This window comes from Leptospira adleri (genome assembly GCF_002811985.1).
Lineage (GTDB): Bacteria > Spirochaetota > Leptospiria > Leptospirales > Leptospiraceae > Leptospira > Leptospira adleri.
In genome coordinates this window covers 77,899-90,803 of record NZ_NPDU01000002.1, presented here as the reverse complement: position 1 = coordinate 90,803, position 12,905 = coordinate 77,899, and the positions used below count along the sequence as shown (strand labels likewise).

Sequence of the window (12,905 nt, the reverse complement as noted above, 5' to 3'; positions counted from 1 at the left end):
TGTGGAATCAGTTTCTGATTCCGCTTCCTCTTTTGAGTAAAATTACGGAAAGCACGTAGAGAGCGAGAGTCGAGACCGAAATCATCAGAAGCGCGAACCCTGGATGGATATCGCTGACTCCTAAAAAGCCGAATCGAAACGCGTTCACCATATAAAGAATCGGATTGAGTTTCGAAACGTTTTGCCAAAAAGGAGGGAGCATCTGTATCGAATAAAAAACTCCCCCTAGATAAGTTAGCGGGGTGAGAATGAATGTTGGAATGATCGTCACGTCGTCGAATTTTTTTGCAAAGAGGGCGTTTAAAAAACCTCCCAAGGAGAAGAGAAGGGAACTCAAAATCACCGTCGTCATCAGCATTGGAAAATTATGAACTTCTAATTTTGTAAAAAATAGAGAAATCGCGATCACGAGAATTCCGACAAGAATACCTCGAATAACTCCCCCGATCGTATAACCGAGCACGATCAGGGACGGCGGAGTCGGTGAGACGAGAAGTTCTTCAATGTTCTTTTGAAACTTGGCTCCGAAAAAGGAGGAGACGACGTTGTTATACGAATTGATGATCACGGACATCATCACGAGACCCGGAACGATGAACTGGATATACGTGTGATTTCCGATGTTTCCGATTTGAGAACCGACTAACTTACCGAAGATGATAAAATAGAGCGTGATCGTAATTCCCGGAGGGATGAGAGTTTGGATCCAGATTCTCAAGATTCGTACGGTCTCTTTGATGACGATCGTTTTGAATGCGTTGTATTTTTCGGTGAGGGTCATAGTTTTTTCTCCACCAGTTTGAGGAAGAGTTCTTCTAATCGGTTCGATTTGTTTCTCATGCTGCTGATTTTGATTCCGTTCTGATCGAGAAGTTTGAAAAGATCGTTCAAGGACGCGTCTTGGAAGACGGAAACCTCCAAAGTGGAGTTGTCTATCTGTTTGATTTCGATGCCTGGCGCGCTGCGATGAGAATTGAGATTACCCGTAAAATCCAAAATGAATGTTTCCTGATCCAGTTTTTGTAGGAGGTCCTTCATCGAAGTGTTCTCAACGATTTTTCCCTGGTCGATGATCGCGATGTTTCTGCAAAGACTTTCGGCTTCTTCCAGATAATGAGTCGTTAAGATGACCGTAATTCCCGAGGCGTTCAACTTCTGGAGATATTCCCAAAGAGAACGTCTGAGTTCTATGTCCACTCCGGCGGTCGGTTCGTCCAAGATGAGAATTTTCGGATTGTGAATCAGAGCCCGAGCGATCATCAATCTTCGTTTCATTCCTCCGGAAAGTCGACCGGCGGTTTCCTTACGTTTTTCATAGAGTCCGAGTTGGGCCAAATAACCTTCGGCGCGTTCGGCGGCCAACTTACGATCCAAACCGTAATAACCGCCTTGATTGACCACGATCTGATCCACTCTTTCGAAGATATTGAAGTTGAACTCCTGAGGAACGACTCCGATGTACGATTTCGCTTTTGCCAAATCGACGTCGATATCCGCGTCAAAGATCTGAACTTTTCCCGATGTTTTGTTCACTAAGGAACTCAGAATTCCGATCGTAGTCGATTTTCCCGCTCCGTTCGGACCGAGTAGAGCAAAAAAATCCCCGCTTTCCACGTTTAAACTGATTCCTTTGAGGGCCGTAACTCCGCCGGAATAGGTTTTGACTAAGTTCTCAATTTGCAGCGCAAATTTCATATTTTTTCTTTGGTTCCCGTCGTTTCTAATGTTTGAAGAATTTCATTCGCCTTTCTTGCCGCGTTACGCGCGATCTCGGGTAACGCGGGATGGATGTAGATCATTTTTAGAAGGTCGTCGACGGTTCCGTTCATCGTAATCAGAAGGACGAAAAGGTGAATCACGTTCGAAGCCTCGTCCCCGATCGCGTGGGCTCCCAAAACTTTTCTAGTTTTTTTCTCCACAAGAATTTTGATAAAACCCGAGTCGGAAAGCCGAGCCATTCCGGTCGCGCTCGAACCGTATGGATTTTTCGCTGCGATATAATCGATTCCTAATGTTTTGAGTTCCTCTTCGGTTTTGCCGACTTTGGCAACTTGCGGGTGAGTAAAAACCGCGTGCGGGACCGGAGGATATTCGATCGGCGTTCTTTTCTTTTCCTGATAGAGAGTTCGAAAGAGGAATTCGCCTTCGAAGTTGACCGAATGTCTGTAAAAATATCTTCCGATGATATCTCCGAGCGCGTAAACTCCCGGAGCGGTCGTTTCGAGATATTCGTTTACTTGAATATATCCGTCTTTGTCGGTTTTAATTTTCGTGTTGGAAAGTCCGAGCAGATCGGAATTCGGCCGAATTCCGGTTGCGACGAGTAAGGCCTCCGATTCCAAAGCGGTTTGCTTTCCGTCGACGATAACGTCCAAATAAAACCGATTCTCCTTATATTCTATCTTTTGAATGTTGCAATGAAGTAATACGTTTTGTTCTTTTGAGAAAACCCGTTCGAATTCGTCTACGACGTCTCCGTCTTCGTTTTTGATCATCCTGTTGCGAACCAAAAAAGCGACTTCGGAGCCGAACGCAGAATAGGCGAAACCCAATTCCAAGGCGATAAATCCCCCGCCGACGACGGCGAGTGATTTTGGGAGTTCCGTTCTCCGCAGGGCTTCGCGACTTGTCATATAAGGAGTTCCTTCCAAACCCGGTATGTCCGGGATCGAGGGTCTCGCGCCGGCTGCGATAAAAATTCTTTCCGCGGTCAATTCTTCCCCGTTAACACGGATTACACGATCGGAAACGAATTGTGCGACCCCGTGTATATAATCGATGTTAGGGTTTTTTTCATAAGCCGGAAGAATCGAGGCGGATTCCTCATCCACCGTTCTGGAAACTCTTTCCACGAGAGCTTTGAAATCGACGATCGGTTTTTTCGGAAACGAAATCTGAAACTTTTCGGAGTGTTTTACAAGGGTTAAAATTTCAGCGGGATAAATCAACATCTTGGACGGAATACAACCTCGATTGAGACACGTTCCGCCGGGAGTTTCCTTTTCGATCACTGCGACTTTGTAGCCGAGCTTGGAAGGAGGGGTTACCAACTTGGTTCCGCCTCCGGTTCCGATTACGATGATATCATATTGTTTCATAAGACTTAATCCGATCGGGAATTGGAGATCGTCGAGATTCTATCTTCGATTCTTTTTTTGAACCCGGTTCAAAAATCAAGACCCAAGGTTTGAGACCGGAAAAATTTTCTGATCCAAAAAAGAACCGTCCTGGTTACAGATTCTTCAGGGTAGGGTTTTCCGGCAAACGATTTCCGAATCTTTTTACCAATGATCCCGCAGAGAACGCAGAGAAACAAAGACGGATTTCGGATCGTTTTTTGTAACGTGGAGAGTCGACTTCTTTCGGAGATTTTCGAGCAAATCTTTTGATGGACGATCGCACTGAAGGAACGTATTGATCTTCTTTTCTTTTCCGAGAGTGGTCGTCAGAAATTCCACGTCCTTTTGCAGGCGATCGGATTCTTTCAATGTATCGATTGCGTATTGATTGGATGGATCTAAGGAAAGAGTAAACTTTAAATTCGATTCCAAATAATCGTGTCCCGGATAAAGGACGATTTCGTTTTCCAGTGGATAGATTTGTTCCAGAATCGTCCGGGCAAGGATCTCAGGGTCTCCTCCTCGGTAACAATTTCCGACGCCCGCGTTGAAAAGGGTGTCTCCCGTAAAGATCGCCTTCGACTTTCCTTGTTCCACGAGTAAAAGACAAACGTGACAGAACGTATGACCCGGAGTATCCAAAATTTCCAGATAACGATCGGACGAGGTAAGAATTCGATCCCCCTTTTTGATCGGATGAGTCGCGTGCGGAATTTTACCGATGCCCGCGGGATGACAATAAACGATCGGTTTGTATTTTTGAAAGAGGACTTCGTTTCCGGAAGTATGGTCCGCGTGTTCGTGCGTGTTGAGAATGAAGTCGAGATTCCATCCTCTTTTTTCCAGGAAAGAATCGATTTGATTCGGATCGTAAGGATCGATGGAAAGGGTTTGGAAAGTCTCCGGATTTCTGAGGATGTAAGTGAAATTTCGAAGAGGAGATCGAGTATAAATCCGAAAAACTTCCAGAAGGAGAACCTAACGGATGATGTCCAGATGTTTGTCGAGATTTGCGATCTTCAAGATCGTCATTACGTCTCGGCTGATATTTTTGAGTTTGAGGGAACCGTTTCTTTCCGTTACGTATTTTTGAGAATTGAAGATGGCTCCGATTCCGGAAGAATCCAAATAAGCGTCACCGGCGAAGTCAAGAACGATATCTGAAAAACCTTCTCCGTGTTTTTTGATGATCAGCTCTTTGAGAGCAAACGCGTTTTTAAGGCTGATGCTCCCTTGAATTCGGATCGTGCAGGTAGTTCCTTCTGTGAGGATTTCTGTGTTGAAGTTTTCCACGTTTGCTTTGCTCGGAACCTATTTGAATCCTAATCGATCAGTGTACTCGGTAAACAAAATTTTTTTCCTAACGTTCTCTACCAAGAAGAAATTTTTCATAAATAAAAAAGAATTAGCTGGAAATCCTGAAGGAATTGATAATTTTAGACAACATTTTCCTGAAAAATCCTCTTCTTTTCAGGTCAGTTTTTTTAAATTATGCGCATAAAATTTTGGGGTGTACGCGGTTCCATTTCTTCCTCGGTTCGAGGCGAATCCATAAGGGGCAAAGTACAAAAAATTCTCAGCTTAGCGACTCCTGCAGACATCCAAAGCCCGGATGCGATCGATACATTTTTGGATTCTCTTTCTCTCTCCAACTGGAGCACTTACGGCGGAAATACGACTTGCATCGAAATCCGGGATAAAAAAGACAATCTCGTGATCATCGACGGAGGAACGGGTTTGAGAGAACTCGGCAATTCGATATTACACGAAGGCTTTCTGGAAGGAAAAGGAAAAGCGAAGTGGATCTTCACACATACTCACTGGGATCATATTCAGGGAATTCCTTTTTTTGTTCCTCTGTATTCCCCCGGTAACGTCTTCGAAATTTTGAGTTCCGTAGACAATTTGGAAGAACGTCTTAAATACCAACACAGCTTTACTCACTTTCCGGTTCCTTACGACGGCTTTCGGGCTACGAAGAATTATAAGTTTATTCCGGAAGGAAAAGCTTTTCCCGTGACCGAATCGATTTCCGCTATTTCCAAATCCGTGCGTCATCCTGGAGGAAGTTTTTCCTATCGTTTTGAAGAGGACGGCAAATCCTTAATCTTCGCTTCCGACGCGGAATTCAACTTAGACGAAATGGAAAATATCCAGGACTATCTCAATTATTTTCGAGGCGCGGATATCCTTGTCTTTGATACCCAATATACGTTCGAAGAATCGCTTCAGAAAATCGACTGGGGACACAGTTCCGCTTCGATGGCGACCGACATCGCGCTCCGTGCCAACGTCAAAAAACTCGTGATGTTTCACCACGATCCTTCGTATGACGACGAAAAGTTGGACGCAGTTTATCTGAGGGCCTTAAAATACAAAGAGATGTTCGACCCGGACAATCAACTACAGATCATCATGGCGTATGAAGGTCTGGAACTTGAAGTCTAAGAACCGATCTTTTTGCGTCCGAAATTGAATTCCATCTTTCATTCTTAAATCTTTGGGAGAATCGTCAATGAGTGAGTATATCATCGGAATCGACGCTGGCACCACCGGCATTCGGACCTTCTGCTTTAACAAATCGGGCAACGTAATATCCAGCGCCTATTCGGAATTCGCGCAACACTATCCTAAGCCTGGATGGGTGGAACACGACGCGGAGGAGATTTGGACAAAAACGGAGAAGTTGATTCTCAAAGCGATACGAAACGGAAAACTCAAACCGAGCGACGCCGTTGCGATCGGGATCACGAACCAAAGGGAAACAACGGTTCTTTTTGACAAAGACACCGGTAAGCCCGTTTACAACGCGATCGTTTGGCAGTGTAGAAGAACTTCCGAAATCTGTATGGATCTTAAGGAAAAAGGTCTCGAACCTGTGTTTCGGAAAAAGACCGGACTCGTGATGGATGCCTATTTCAGCGGAACCAAAATCAAATGGATTCTTGACAACGTGAAGGGCGTAAAGGCAAAAGCCGAAAAGGGAAAGGTATTATTCGGAACGATCGATACGTATTTGCTCTATCGGTTAACGAACGGAAAATCGCATAAGACCGACCATACAAACGCGAGCCGAACCTTGATCTACAACATCGAAAAGAAGGAATGGGACAGGGAGCTCACTCAAATTTTAGGAATTCCTGAATCGATCCTTCCGGAGGCGCATAACTCTAGTTCCTTATTCGGAAGAACGGAAAAAGTAAACGGTTTGCCGGATGGAATTCCGATTTCTTCTCTTGTGGGAGATCAGCAGGGAGCGCTTTTCGGACAACTCTGCACGGAACCCGGCGAAGCGAAGAACACCTATGGAACCGGATGTTTTCTTTTGTTTAACACCGGAAATAACTTCCAAATCTCGAAAAACAATCTGCTGACAACCCTCGGATGCGGACCGGAAGGAAAGACCGTATATTGTTTGGAAGGATCCGTTTTTATCGGAGGGGCAGTCGTTCAATTCCTTCGAGACAACCTAAAATTTTTTAAAGAATCTAAAGTTTCCGAAAAGTTAGCTGCATCCGTGAAAAAGGAAGACGAGGTCGTGTTTGTTCCCGCATTTTCCGGGTTAGGCGCTCCTTATTGGGATATGAACGCGAGGGGAGCGATCCTTGGACTCACTCGAGATACGAGCGCGGAACAAATTACGAGAGCCGCTCTAAAGTCGATCGCCCTTCAATCCTACGAACTCGTGGAGGCCATGGAAAACGATACCGGATCGAAGCTGAAGATCCTCAAAGTGGATGGAGGCGCGACCGGAAATTCTTGGCTGATGCAATACCAGGCGGATATTTTGGGGAAAAAGGTGATCCGTCCGGCGAATGTCGACACAACCGTGTTAGGCGCCGCATTTTTAGCCGGGCTGGAAAGGGGATTTTTTCCATCCGTTTCCGAACTCAAAAAGAAACTCAAGACCAGTAAGGAATTTTCGCCGCAAATGAAGGCCGCGGAAAGAGAAAAAGAAATTCAGATTTGGAAGGATGGGGTCAAAAGAATCCGGTCCAATCAATAAGCAAAACCTAATAAACAAAATTCGAATGTCTTTCTTTCCGACGTGATTCCGGCTCCTGATAAGAGTCTGAATTCCGGAAAGAAAGGGATTTCCAAAATTCTTCCCGGAGGAATTTTGAGAAAGAATTGTTCGTCCCGTTCCCGCCTTGAAATCAAAGTATCCATTCGTACGATTTCGATCCATTGAAGAATCTGAAATAGGACCGTTTTTTCAGTCACCGCGTAGAGTCGGACCGCCCCAACGCCCGAGATCTGAAAGTTGAATCTTTCGGTTTTTGGGACGCTCCGAAAGGGGGTTTCCATCGACAAACTCGGATCGCTCTTCGAATCGTCTTGTTGTTCCCGATAGATCGGGAATATTCCGGTTTCATAATATATCTTTCTTGAAAAGTTTCTGTAAATTTCACTTTCTATTTTTTCTTCAAGCGATTCGCCCGGTTCCGGTTTTTTTGGCGGAGAATCGAGGATGTTTTTTAATTTATTTTTGGAGATGTTTTTTTCGATCATCGCTTTTACCGGAGGAGAAAGTTTCGGATACGAAAATCGAACGATTCTTTCGTCGAGGGAAATTAGGATCCGATTTAAGAACGGTCCGTGGATGAGCGGCAGGATTTCTATCTTAAAGATCTGATCGCGAAGAAAAACGGCAAACTCGGGTTCGTGACTGAAAAGATTGGACACGATCGTTTGTTCCTCGGCGGGCGTTCCTGCGAAAAGAATTTTGACGAGACGAAAAAGGAAGTTCTTGCTCTTTTGATCGAAGTAAAGGGATTCTATCTTTTTTTCAACTTCGGTTTCGGTTAACTCCGGATTTACGATGTCTTTCAGTGACAGATAACGTGTGGAAACGGTCTTGTTTCTTTTTTGGCGAAACAGTATAAATTCTCCCGAAACGACGGTTCCGATCGTTGTTATCTCGTCTTCGCTCCTTGAAAATAGAAACGGGATTTTTCCGAGCGGCAGATACGGATTTTGTTTTACCGGAAAGGATCCTTCTTTTGTGATTTCGATCGTCGTCTCCGGAAACCGCTCCGTGTCCGAACGGACTTTTCCGTTTTCAAAACTCAAGTAAGCCCGAGAGTCGATCGTCTTACTCGGAAATACGGTTCTGTTCCATTCTATGGAATACAAAAATCGCGGGACGATTCCGGGTGACGCGAATAAAAATGGAAGTTCTTCGATTCCTTTTTTTTCAAAGTCGTAAAACGGATCGATCTTCGACGTAAATCGAACGATAGAATCGGGATCCGCAAGAATGAAGAAGTAATTCTTTCCTTCGTGTAAAGGCATTGCGGTTTAAGGGAAAAGAAAACGGTTCTTTCTAAACGACCGGCTATCGTCGAAAAAAAACAGCGAGATTGCCTCAATAGGAAGGGCGTAACGTTTCCGGGATCGGCGCGGACAAGCCGGGGGAAGGATAGTTTCTCTTTGTCAATTTCGAAATGAGGGCTTTTTTAAAAACCGCAAAGTTGTATTCGACTTTCAAAAGTTTGATTTCTTCTTCGAGACCGAACGGTATGAATTCCAAAAGTTCGTCTTCATTCAAACCGGTGACTAAGACCACGTCTTGAAGAATTCTTCCTAATTTGCGGGCATCCCTGTCTTCTAAGGAAAGGTTGGTAAGGATTTTGGTTTCGAGCGGAGTCAATTCTAACATCTATTTTTTACGAATCATCAGGATCGTCATGTCGTCCTGAATTCTTCCTCCGGTATGAATCAGAATTTCCGCAAAAAGATTGTCCGCGATTTTTTTCAGATCGTTTTTAGGAACATCTTCTAAAAATCGAAAGAGGCTTTCTCCGAAATACAGGTTCCCCTTATTCTTCTGTTCATAAAGCCCGTCTGTAAAGCAAAATACGATATCTCCGGATTTAAGTCGAAACTGATTTCTGCCCTGCACGTTCTTCAAGCTCGAGTTCATCGTCGTGGAGATAAATTTACCGTCCGTTTCCACGATCTCGTTTTCCTTCGTTTGATTCTTATAGTGGACAAAACTCGGATGCAAACCCGAATGTTGAAAATTTCCTTCTCTATCCGCTTTGATCAGAAGAAAAGTCGCGTATAAACTCGGATTGATTCCGGGATAGGCTTGCGTTCTCGCCGAAAGGCTTTCGTTGATTTGTTCGATGACTTCGTAGGGATCGGTATACAGATGAACGAGCAACGACATCTTTTGAAAGATCATCATACTGAAAATTCCCGCCAAATATCCGTGTCCAACCGAATCTCCGATTCCGATCCAGTAGTTTCCCTTGAGATCGGTTAAAAAATTATAAAAGTCGCCGCCTATCGGATTGTAGGTGAGGGTTCTTCCGTAGATTTCGTAGTGGTCGTCGTCGATCGAAAGCGGGAAAAGATAACTCTGCATTCTGTCGTCCCCTTTTCGGAAACGTTTCATCATCTTTCCGCGCACCTCTTCGGAAGGTAAAAATTTCTTCGTCAGAAAGAGTATAAAGGAAATGTAATTGATCAGATAGAGAAGGGCGATCGAAACCAGATAAAAAATGATTCTTTTTTTCGCGTCTAAATCGGATCCTTCGAGAAACACAACGATTAAAATCAGGAAAAGAAGATTCAGACTCGGAAGAAACCAGCCAACTCTTTGAAAGTATCTTTTGATATAATCCGATAGATTCATGGTTTATAAAAATAGGCGTGAAACTGAAATTCTTTTCTCAAAAAGTTTTTTCGCGCTATTTGGAAATATTTATCCTCTAAATAGGGTTGGCTGACCCCGTCCATGAGTCCAAAAGTTTTTTCCTTATATCCGGACTCGTATAACAATGGGACGAGAGTTTTTGTGGAAGAATCATAGTGATATAACAATTTGTGAATAAAAGGCGAATATACGATTTCGAAGGCTTCCGCGTTTCCTTGAAATTCAGCTTCTCCTTTTTCCTGAGTTTCCAGTAAAACCCAGTTTCCGGATACCGAATACTTTCCTTTTCCGCTTACGATATAAGTCGTGTATTCGTTCTTATCCTTAACCTCCCTCCGCATCGACTTTTCGAAGGTTCGCTCCGCCGAGTTCAGGAAAATTCTTTCCTGAACTACGTTTTTGTAAAAGAGGGTATTCATGTGCGAACGTTCCGGCCTATTGCGGATATACATTCCTCCGGGTACGGAATTGATATCCTTTTCGGAAGGTCCGGCAGCCGGAAGTTCTCGGATCCAATTCGGGGTGCAGCCGGCGATCAGGATGAGAAGAACAAAAACCGAAAGAAAGAAAGGTAGACGTTCGTTCCGTTCTCGATTCAAGATCGCCTCCTTTCTTCTTGTCCCGGACTTTTTCTATATTAGAAAAAAGACTTAGAACTGGAAATAAATAAATTCGCCGCCGCCGTCTCCAAAAACGCCCAAAAGCAGCAGAAGAATTACGCCGAGAATCGGAATGAGTATCGTAGACCGTTTTTCAATTTTAGACATGAGCTGCGGGTAATATTGAAATGCGTTCAATCCGATCGTCAGTAAAATAAATAAAAGAAGTTCTTCCCAGCGAGGGATGATTTTTCCTACGAAAATGTTTTTGTAAGCTCCGAGTAAATCCAACATAAACGGAACCGCGTTTTTACCGGCGGAACCGCCTCTGAAAAAAAGACCGGAAAAGATAAATAGATTGAGCGTAATTACGTTTCTGAATATGCGAACGGCGTTGGAAGGAGTGTTGGAAACTCCCGGAGTCGGTCTCGGTTCTACGATTCTTTCCACAGCCAAGATCAGACCGAGATACGCTCCCCAGAGCACAAACGCGATATTGGCTCCGTGCCAAAGCCCTCCGAGACACATGGTAATAAACATGTTCAACTGGGATCTGAATTCTCCCTGTCTACTTCCGCCTAACGGAATGTAGATGTAATCCCGAAGCCAAGTGGAGAGCGTTACGTGCCATCTTCCCCAAAACTCGCGGAAGGAAACGGAAAGAAACGGACCTCGGAAGTTTTCCGGGATATCATAACCGAGCAAGAACGCGGAACCTCTAGCGATATCCGTGTAACCGGAAAAGTCGCAATAAACCTGGCAGGCAAAACCCACCATTCCTATATATATGGATGCCGCGTGATAAGAACCCGGTTCGAGATACATCGGGCCGACGATTCCGGCGATAGAATCCGCAAGAACCGATTTTTTGAAAAGACCGAAGATCAATAAAAAGATCCCGAGTTTCATACGGTTTTTATCGATTTCGGGATGATCGAGTTTCGGAAGAAAATCGGTGGATCTCATGATCGGTCCCGCGATCAACTGAGGAAAGAACAGGATAAAAAGAAAATAGTCGCCTGCGCCGATGCGATTAGGGATAAAACCCCTGTGTATATCGACTTGAAGCGCGATCAACTGAAACGTATAAAAGCTGATCGCAAGCGGAAGAAGAATTTCAACGGATGTCCCGAGTTTTTGCCAGAGTTCCATTCCCGTGAGAGAACTCATGGAATCCATTACGAAATAGTAATATTTAAAGAAGGCGAGGTTGATACCGTTTAAAACGATGACCCATTTTAGAAGTCCGCTTGTGGATTCTCCGCGCTCCCGAATCTCCCAGAGTTTTGCGGAGAAGTAATAGTTGATCCCGATCACAAGGAGGAAATGAATCAAAAACGCGATATGGGAATATCCGTAGAAGATGATCGAAGAAACGAGAAGGACCCTTTTTTTCCAGGGTCCTTCGACGTTCCAGTAGATCAAATATGTGATAAGAAATAAAAAGAGAAAGGGTAAAGAATTAAATAACATCAGATTTCCGAAAAGTAAATTCTAAATTTCTTATATTCTCAATAAGACCAGAGATAAAGAAAACGAACTTGTTTTCCGGTCCCGAGAATTTTTGAAATCGGAGAATCTATTTTTAACTCCGGAGATTGAACCTGATAGAAGTTCGCCTTTTTTTCCGCGCTCTGAGAATAGTAGATGATTCGAGGACTCGTATTCCCCGGAGTTTTGCGGTAATTAGGAAGCGCCATCGTTTCCTGAATCGCGTTGTCGAAATAACCGATCTTATCGATCAAACCGTGCTGCAACGCCTGGGTCGCCGTGAAAATTCTTCCGTCCGCGATCTTGCGAAGTTCCGCCGGATTTTTTCCGGGACGACCGGCTTTGACTACTTCGAAGAATTTTTCATAGAGATCGTCGACGATCGATTGCAAAAGTTTTCTTTGTTCCGGAGTTAAGTCTTCCAATGGGGAACCGATCGTTTTGTTTCCACCGGAGCGAATGGATTGGTCTTTGATTCCCAATTTGTCGAGACCTTCTTTGAAATTGATTCCGGAAAGAATGACTCCGATGGAACCGGTGACGGTAGTAGGATGAGCGACGATGAGATCGGACGCCATTGCGATATAATAGGCTCCGCTCGCCGCAGTATCCATAAAAAGTGAAACTACCGGAATTTTCTTTTTGTTTTTAAACTGTAGAACTTCTCTGTAAAGGATATCGCTGGAAGTTACGGAACCGCCGGGAGAATTGACTTTGAGAATCACGGCCTTGATTTCCGGATCCAATTCCGCGAGTTCGAGCTGCTTTTTGACTCCGGCAAGAATCGAGTCTTCCTGACCGCCGAAAAAGGTTCTTTCGCCTTCGTCGCTGATGACTCCGTCGATTGGAATGATTAGAATCTTATCTTCGTTTCTTCCAGTGAGAAGTTTTTCTCTGAGTTCGGCCGACTTACCGGGGCCTCCGAGGTTCGCATTCACAGGGATATAACAGTTTGTTACGAAGAGGGTCAGAATTAGGGAATAGGTCCAAGTCAGAATCGGTGCTTTCAAAGAAATTCTCCTATGGAATGGT

The 12,905-nt window shown here is 44.3% G+C and carries 13 protein-coding genes; 2 read left to right on the top strand and 11 right to left on the bottom strand.

The window, feature by feature from the left end:
• Window positions 1-7: 7 nt before the first annotated feature.
• From CH376_RS01275 to CH376_RS01255, 5 genes are all read right to left on the bottom strand, one after another.
• A complete protein-coding gene (locus tag CH376_RS01275; RefSeq protein WP_100783818.1) occupies window positions 8-781 on the bottom strand; it encodes an ABC transporter permease in 774 nt (257 codons plus the stop codon).
• Complete coding sequence (locus tag CH376_RS01270; RefSeq protein WP_100783817.1) at window positions 778-1,695, bottom strand: ABC transporter ATP-binding protein; 918 nt, start codon at window positions 1,693-1,695, stop codon at window positions 778-780. The genes CH376_RS01275 and CH376_RS01270 overlap by 4 nt, the downstream gene beginning before the upstream one ends.
• Window positions 1,692-3,098: a dihydrolipoyl dehydrogenase gene (locus CH376_RS01265; protein WP_100783816.1), complete on the bottom strand. Its 1,407-nt coding sequence runs from the start codon at window positions 3,096-3,098 to the stop codon at window positions 1,692-1,694. The genes CH376_RS01270 and CH376_RS01265 overlap by 4 nt, the downstream gene beginning before the upstream one ends.
• A gap of 183 nt (window positions 3,099-3,281) precedes the next feature.
• Complete coding sequence (locus CH376_RS01260; protein WP_243394658.1) at window positions 3,282-3,935, bottom strand: hydroxyacylglutathione hydrolase C-terminal domain-containing protein; 654 nt, start codon at window positions 3,933-3,935, stop codon at window positions 3,282-3,284.
• Window positions 3,936-4,097: 162 nt separating this feature from the next.
• The gene (locus CH376_RS01255; protein WP_069607215.1) at window positions 4,098-4,412 is read right to left on the bottom strand and encodes an STAS domain-containing protein; all 315 of its coding nucleotides are present in this window, start codon (window positions 4,410-4,412) and stop codon (window positions 4,098-4,100) included.
• A 198-nt stretch (window positions 4,413-4,610) separates the two neighbouring features.
• Between CH376_RS01255 and CH376_RS01245 the strand changes: the two genes are divergently transcribed.
• Together CH376_RS01245 and glpK are read left to right on the top strand one after the other, a co-directional pair.
• Complete coding sequence (locus CH376_RS01245) at window positions 4,611-5,567, top strand: MBL fold metallo-hydrolase (protein ID WP_100783813.1); 957 nt, start codon at window positions 4,611-4,613, stop codon at window positions 5,565-5,567.
• A 67-nt stretch (window positions 5,568-5,634) separates the two neighbouring features.
• Window positions 5,635-7,125, top strand: coding sequence for a glycerol kinase GlpK (glpK, locus tag CH376_RS01240; RefSeq protein WP_100784071.1), 1,491 nt, complete (start codon window positions 5,635-5,637; stop codon window positions 7,123-7,125).
• On the opposite strand, the gene CH376_RS01235 is transcribed toward glpK, so the two are convergent.
• From CH376_RS01235 to sppA, 6 genes are all read right to left on the bottom strand, one after another.
• Window positions 7,119-8,414 carry a hypothetical protein gene (locus CH376_RS01235; protein WP_100783812.1) on the bottom strand — a complete coding sequence of 432 codons (1,296 nt, stop codon included), beginning with the start codon at window positions 8,412-8,414 and terminating at the stop codon, window positions 7,119-7,121. The genes glpK and CH376_RS01235 overlap by 7 nt on opposite strands.
• A gap of 73 nt (window positions 8,415-8,487) precedes the next feature.
• Window positions 8,488-8,781 (bottom strand): hypothetical protein, encoded by a 294-nt coding sequence (locus CH376_RS01230; protein WP_100783811.1) that lies wholly within the window; start codon window positions 8,779-8,781, stop codon window positions 8,488-8,490.
• Window positions 8,782-9,762 (bottom strand): PP2C family protein-serine/threonine phosphatase, encoded by a 981-nt coding sequence (locus CH376_RS01225; RefSeq protein ID WP_100783810.1) that lies wholly within the window; start codon window positions 9,760-9,762, stop codon window positions 8,782-8,784. It lies immediately after the preceding gene.
• Window positions 9,759-10,382, bottom strand: a complete 624-nt coding sequence (locus CH376_RS01220) for a hypothetical protein (protein ID WP_100783809.1) — start codon at window positions 10,380-10,382, stop codon at window positions 9,759-9,761. The genes CH376_RS01225 and CH376_RS01220 overlap by 4 nt, the downstream gene beginning before the upstream one ends.
• 51 nt (window positions 10,383-10,433) lie before the next feature.
• A complete protein-coding gene (locus tag CH376_RS01215; RefSeq protein WP_100783808.1) occupies window positions 10,434-11,855 on the bottom strand; it encodes an MBOAT family O-acyltransferase in 1,422 nt (473 codons plus the stop codon).
• A gap of 38 nt (window positions 11,856-11,893) precedes the next feature.
• On the bottom strand, window positions 11,894-12,883 hold the full coding sequence (sppA, locus tag CH376_RS01210) for a signal peptide peptidase SppA (RefSeq protein ID WP_100783807.1): 990 nt from the start codon (window positions 12,881-12,883) through the stop codon (window positions 11,894-11,896).
• Window positions 12,884-12,905 lie beyond the last annotated feature (22 nt).

Coding starts and splice junctions, on each gene's coding strand:
- CH376_RS01275 (WP_100783818.1), bottom strand. CDS start 781: ATGACCCTCACCGAAAAATACAACGCATTCAAAACGATCGTCATCAAA.
- CH376_RS01270 (WP_100783817.1), bottom strand. CDS start 1,695: ATGAAATTTGCGCTGCAAATTGAGAACTTAGTCAAAACCTATTCCGGC.
- CH376_RS01265 (WP_100783816.1), bottom strand. CDS start 3,098: ATGAAACAATATGATATCATCGTAATCGGAACCGGAGGCGGAACCAAG.
- CH376_RS01245 (WP_100783813.1), top strand. CDS start 4,611: ATGCGCATAAAATTTTGGGGTGTACGCGGTTCCATTTCTTCCTCGGTT.
- glpK (WP_100784071.1), top strand. CDS start 5,635: ATGAGTGAGTATATCATCGGAATCGACGCTGGCACCACCGGCATTCGG.
- CH376_RS01235 (WP_100783812.1), bottom strand. CDS start 8,414: ATGCCTTTACACGAAGGAAAGAATTACTTCTTCATTCTTGCGGATCCC.
- CH376_RS01230 (WP_100783811.1), bottom strand. CDS start 8,781: ATGTTAGAATTGACTCCGCTCGAAACCAAAATCCTTACCAACCTTTCC.
- CH376_RS01225 (WP_100783810.1), bottom strand. CDS start 9,762: ATGAATCTATCGGATTATATCAAAAGATACTTTCAAAGAGTTGGCTGG.
- CH376_RS01215 (WP_100783808.1), bottom strand. CDS start 11,855: ATGTTATTTAATTCTTTACCCTTTCTCTTTTTATTTCTTATCACATAT.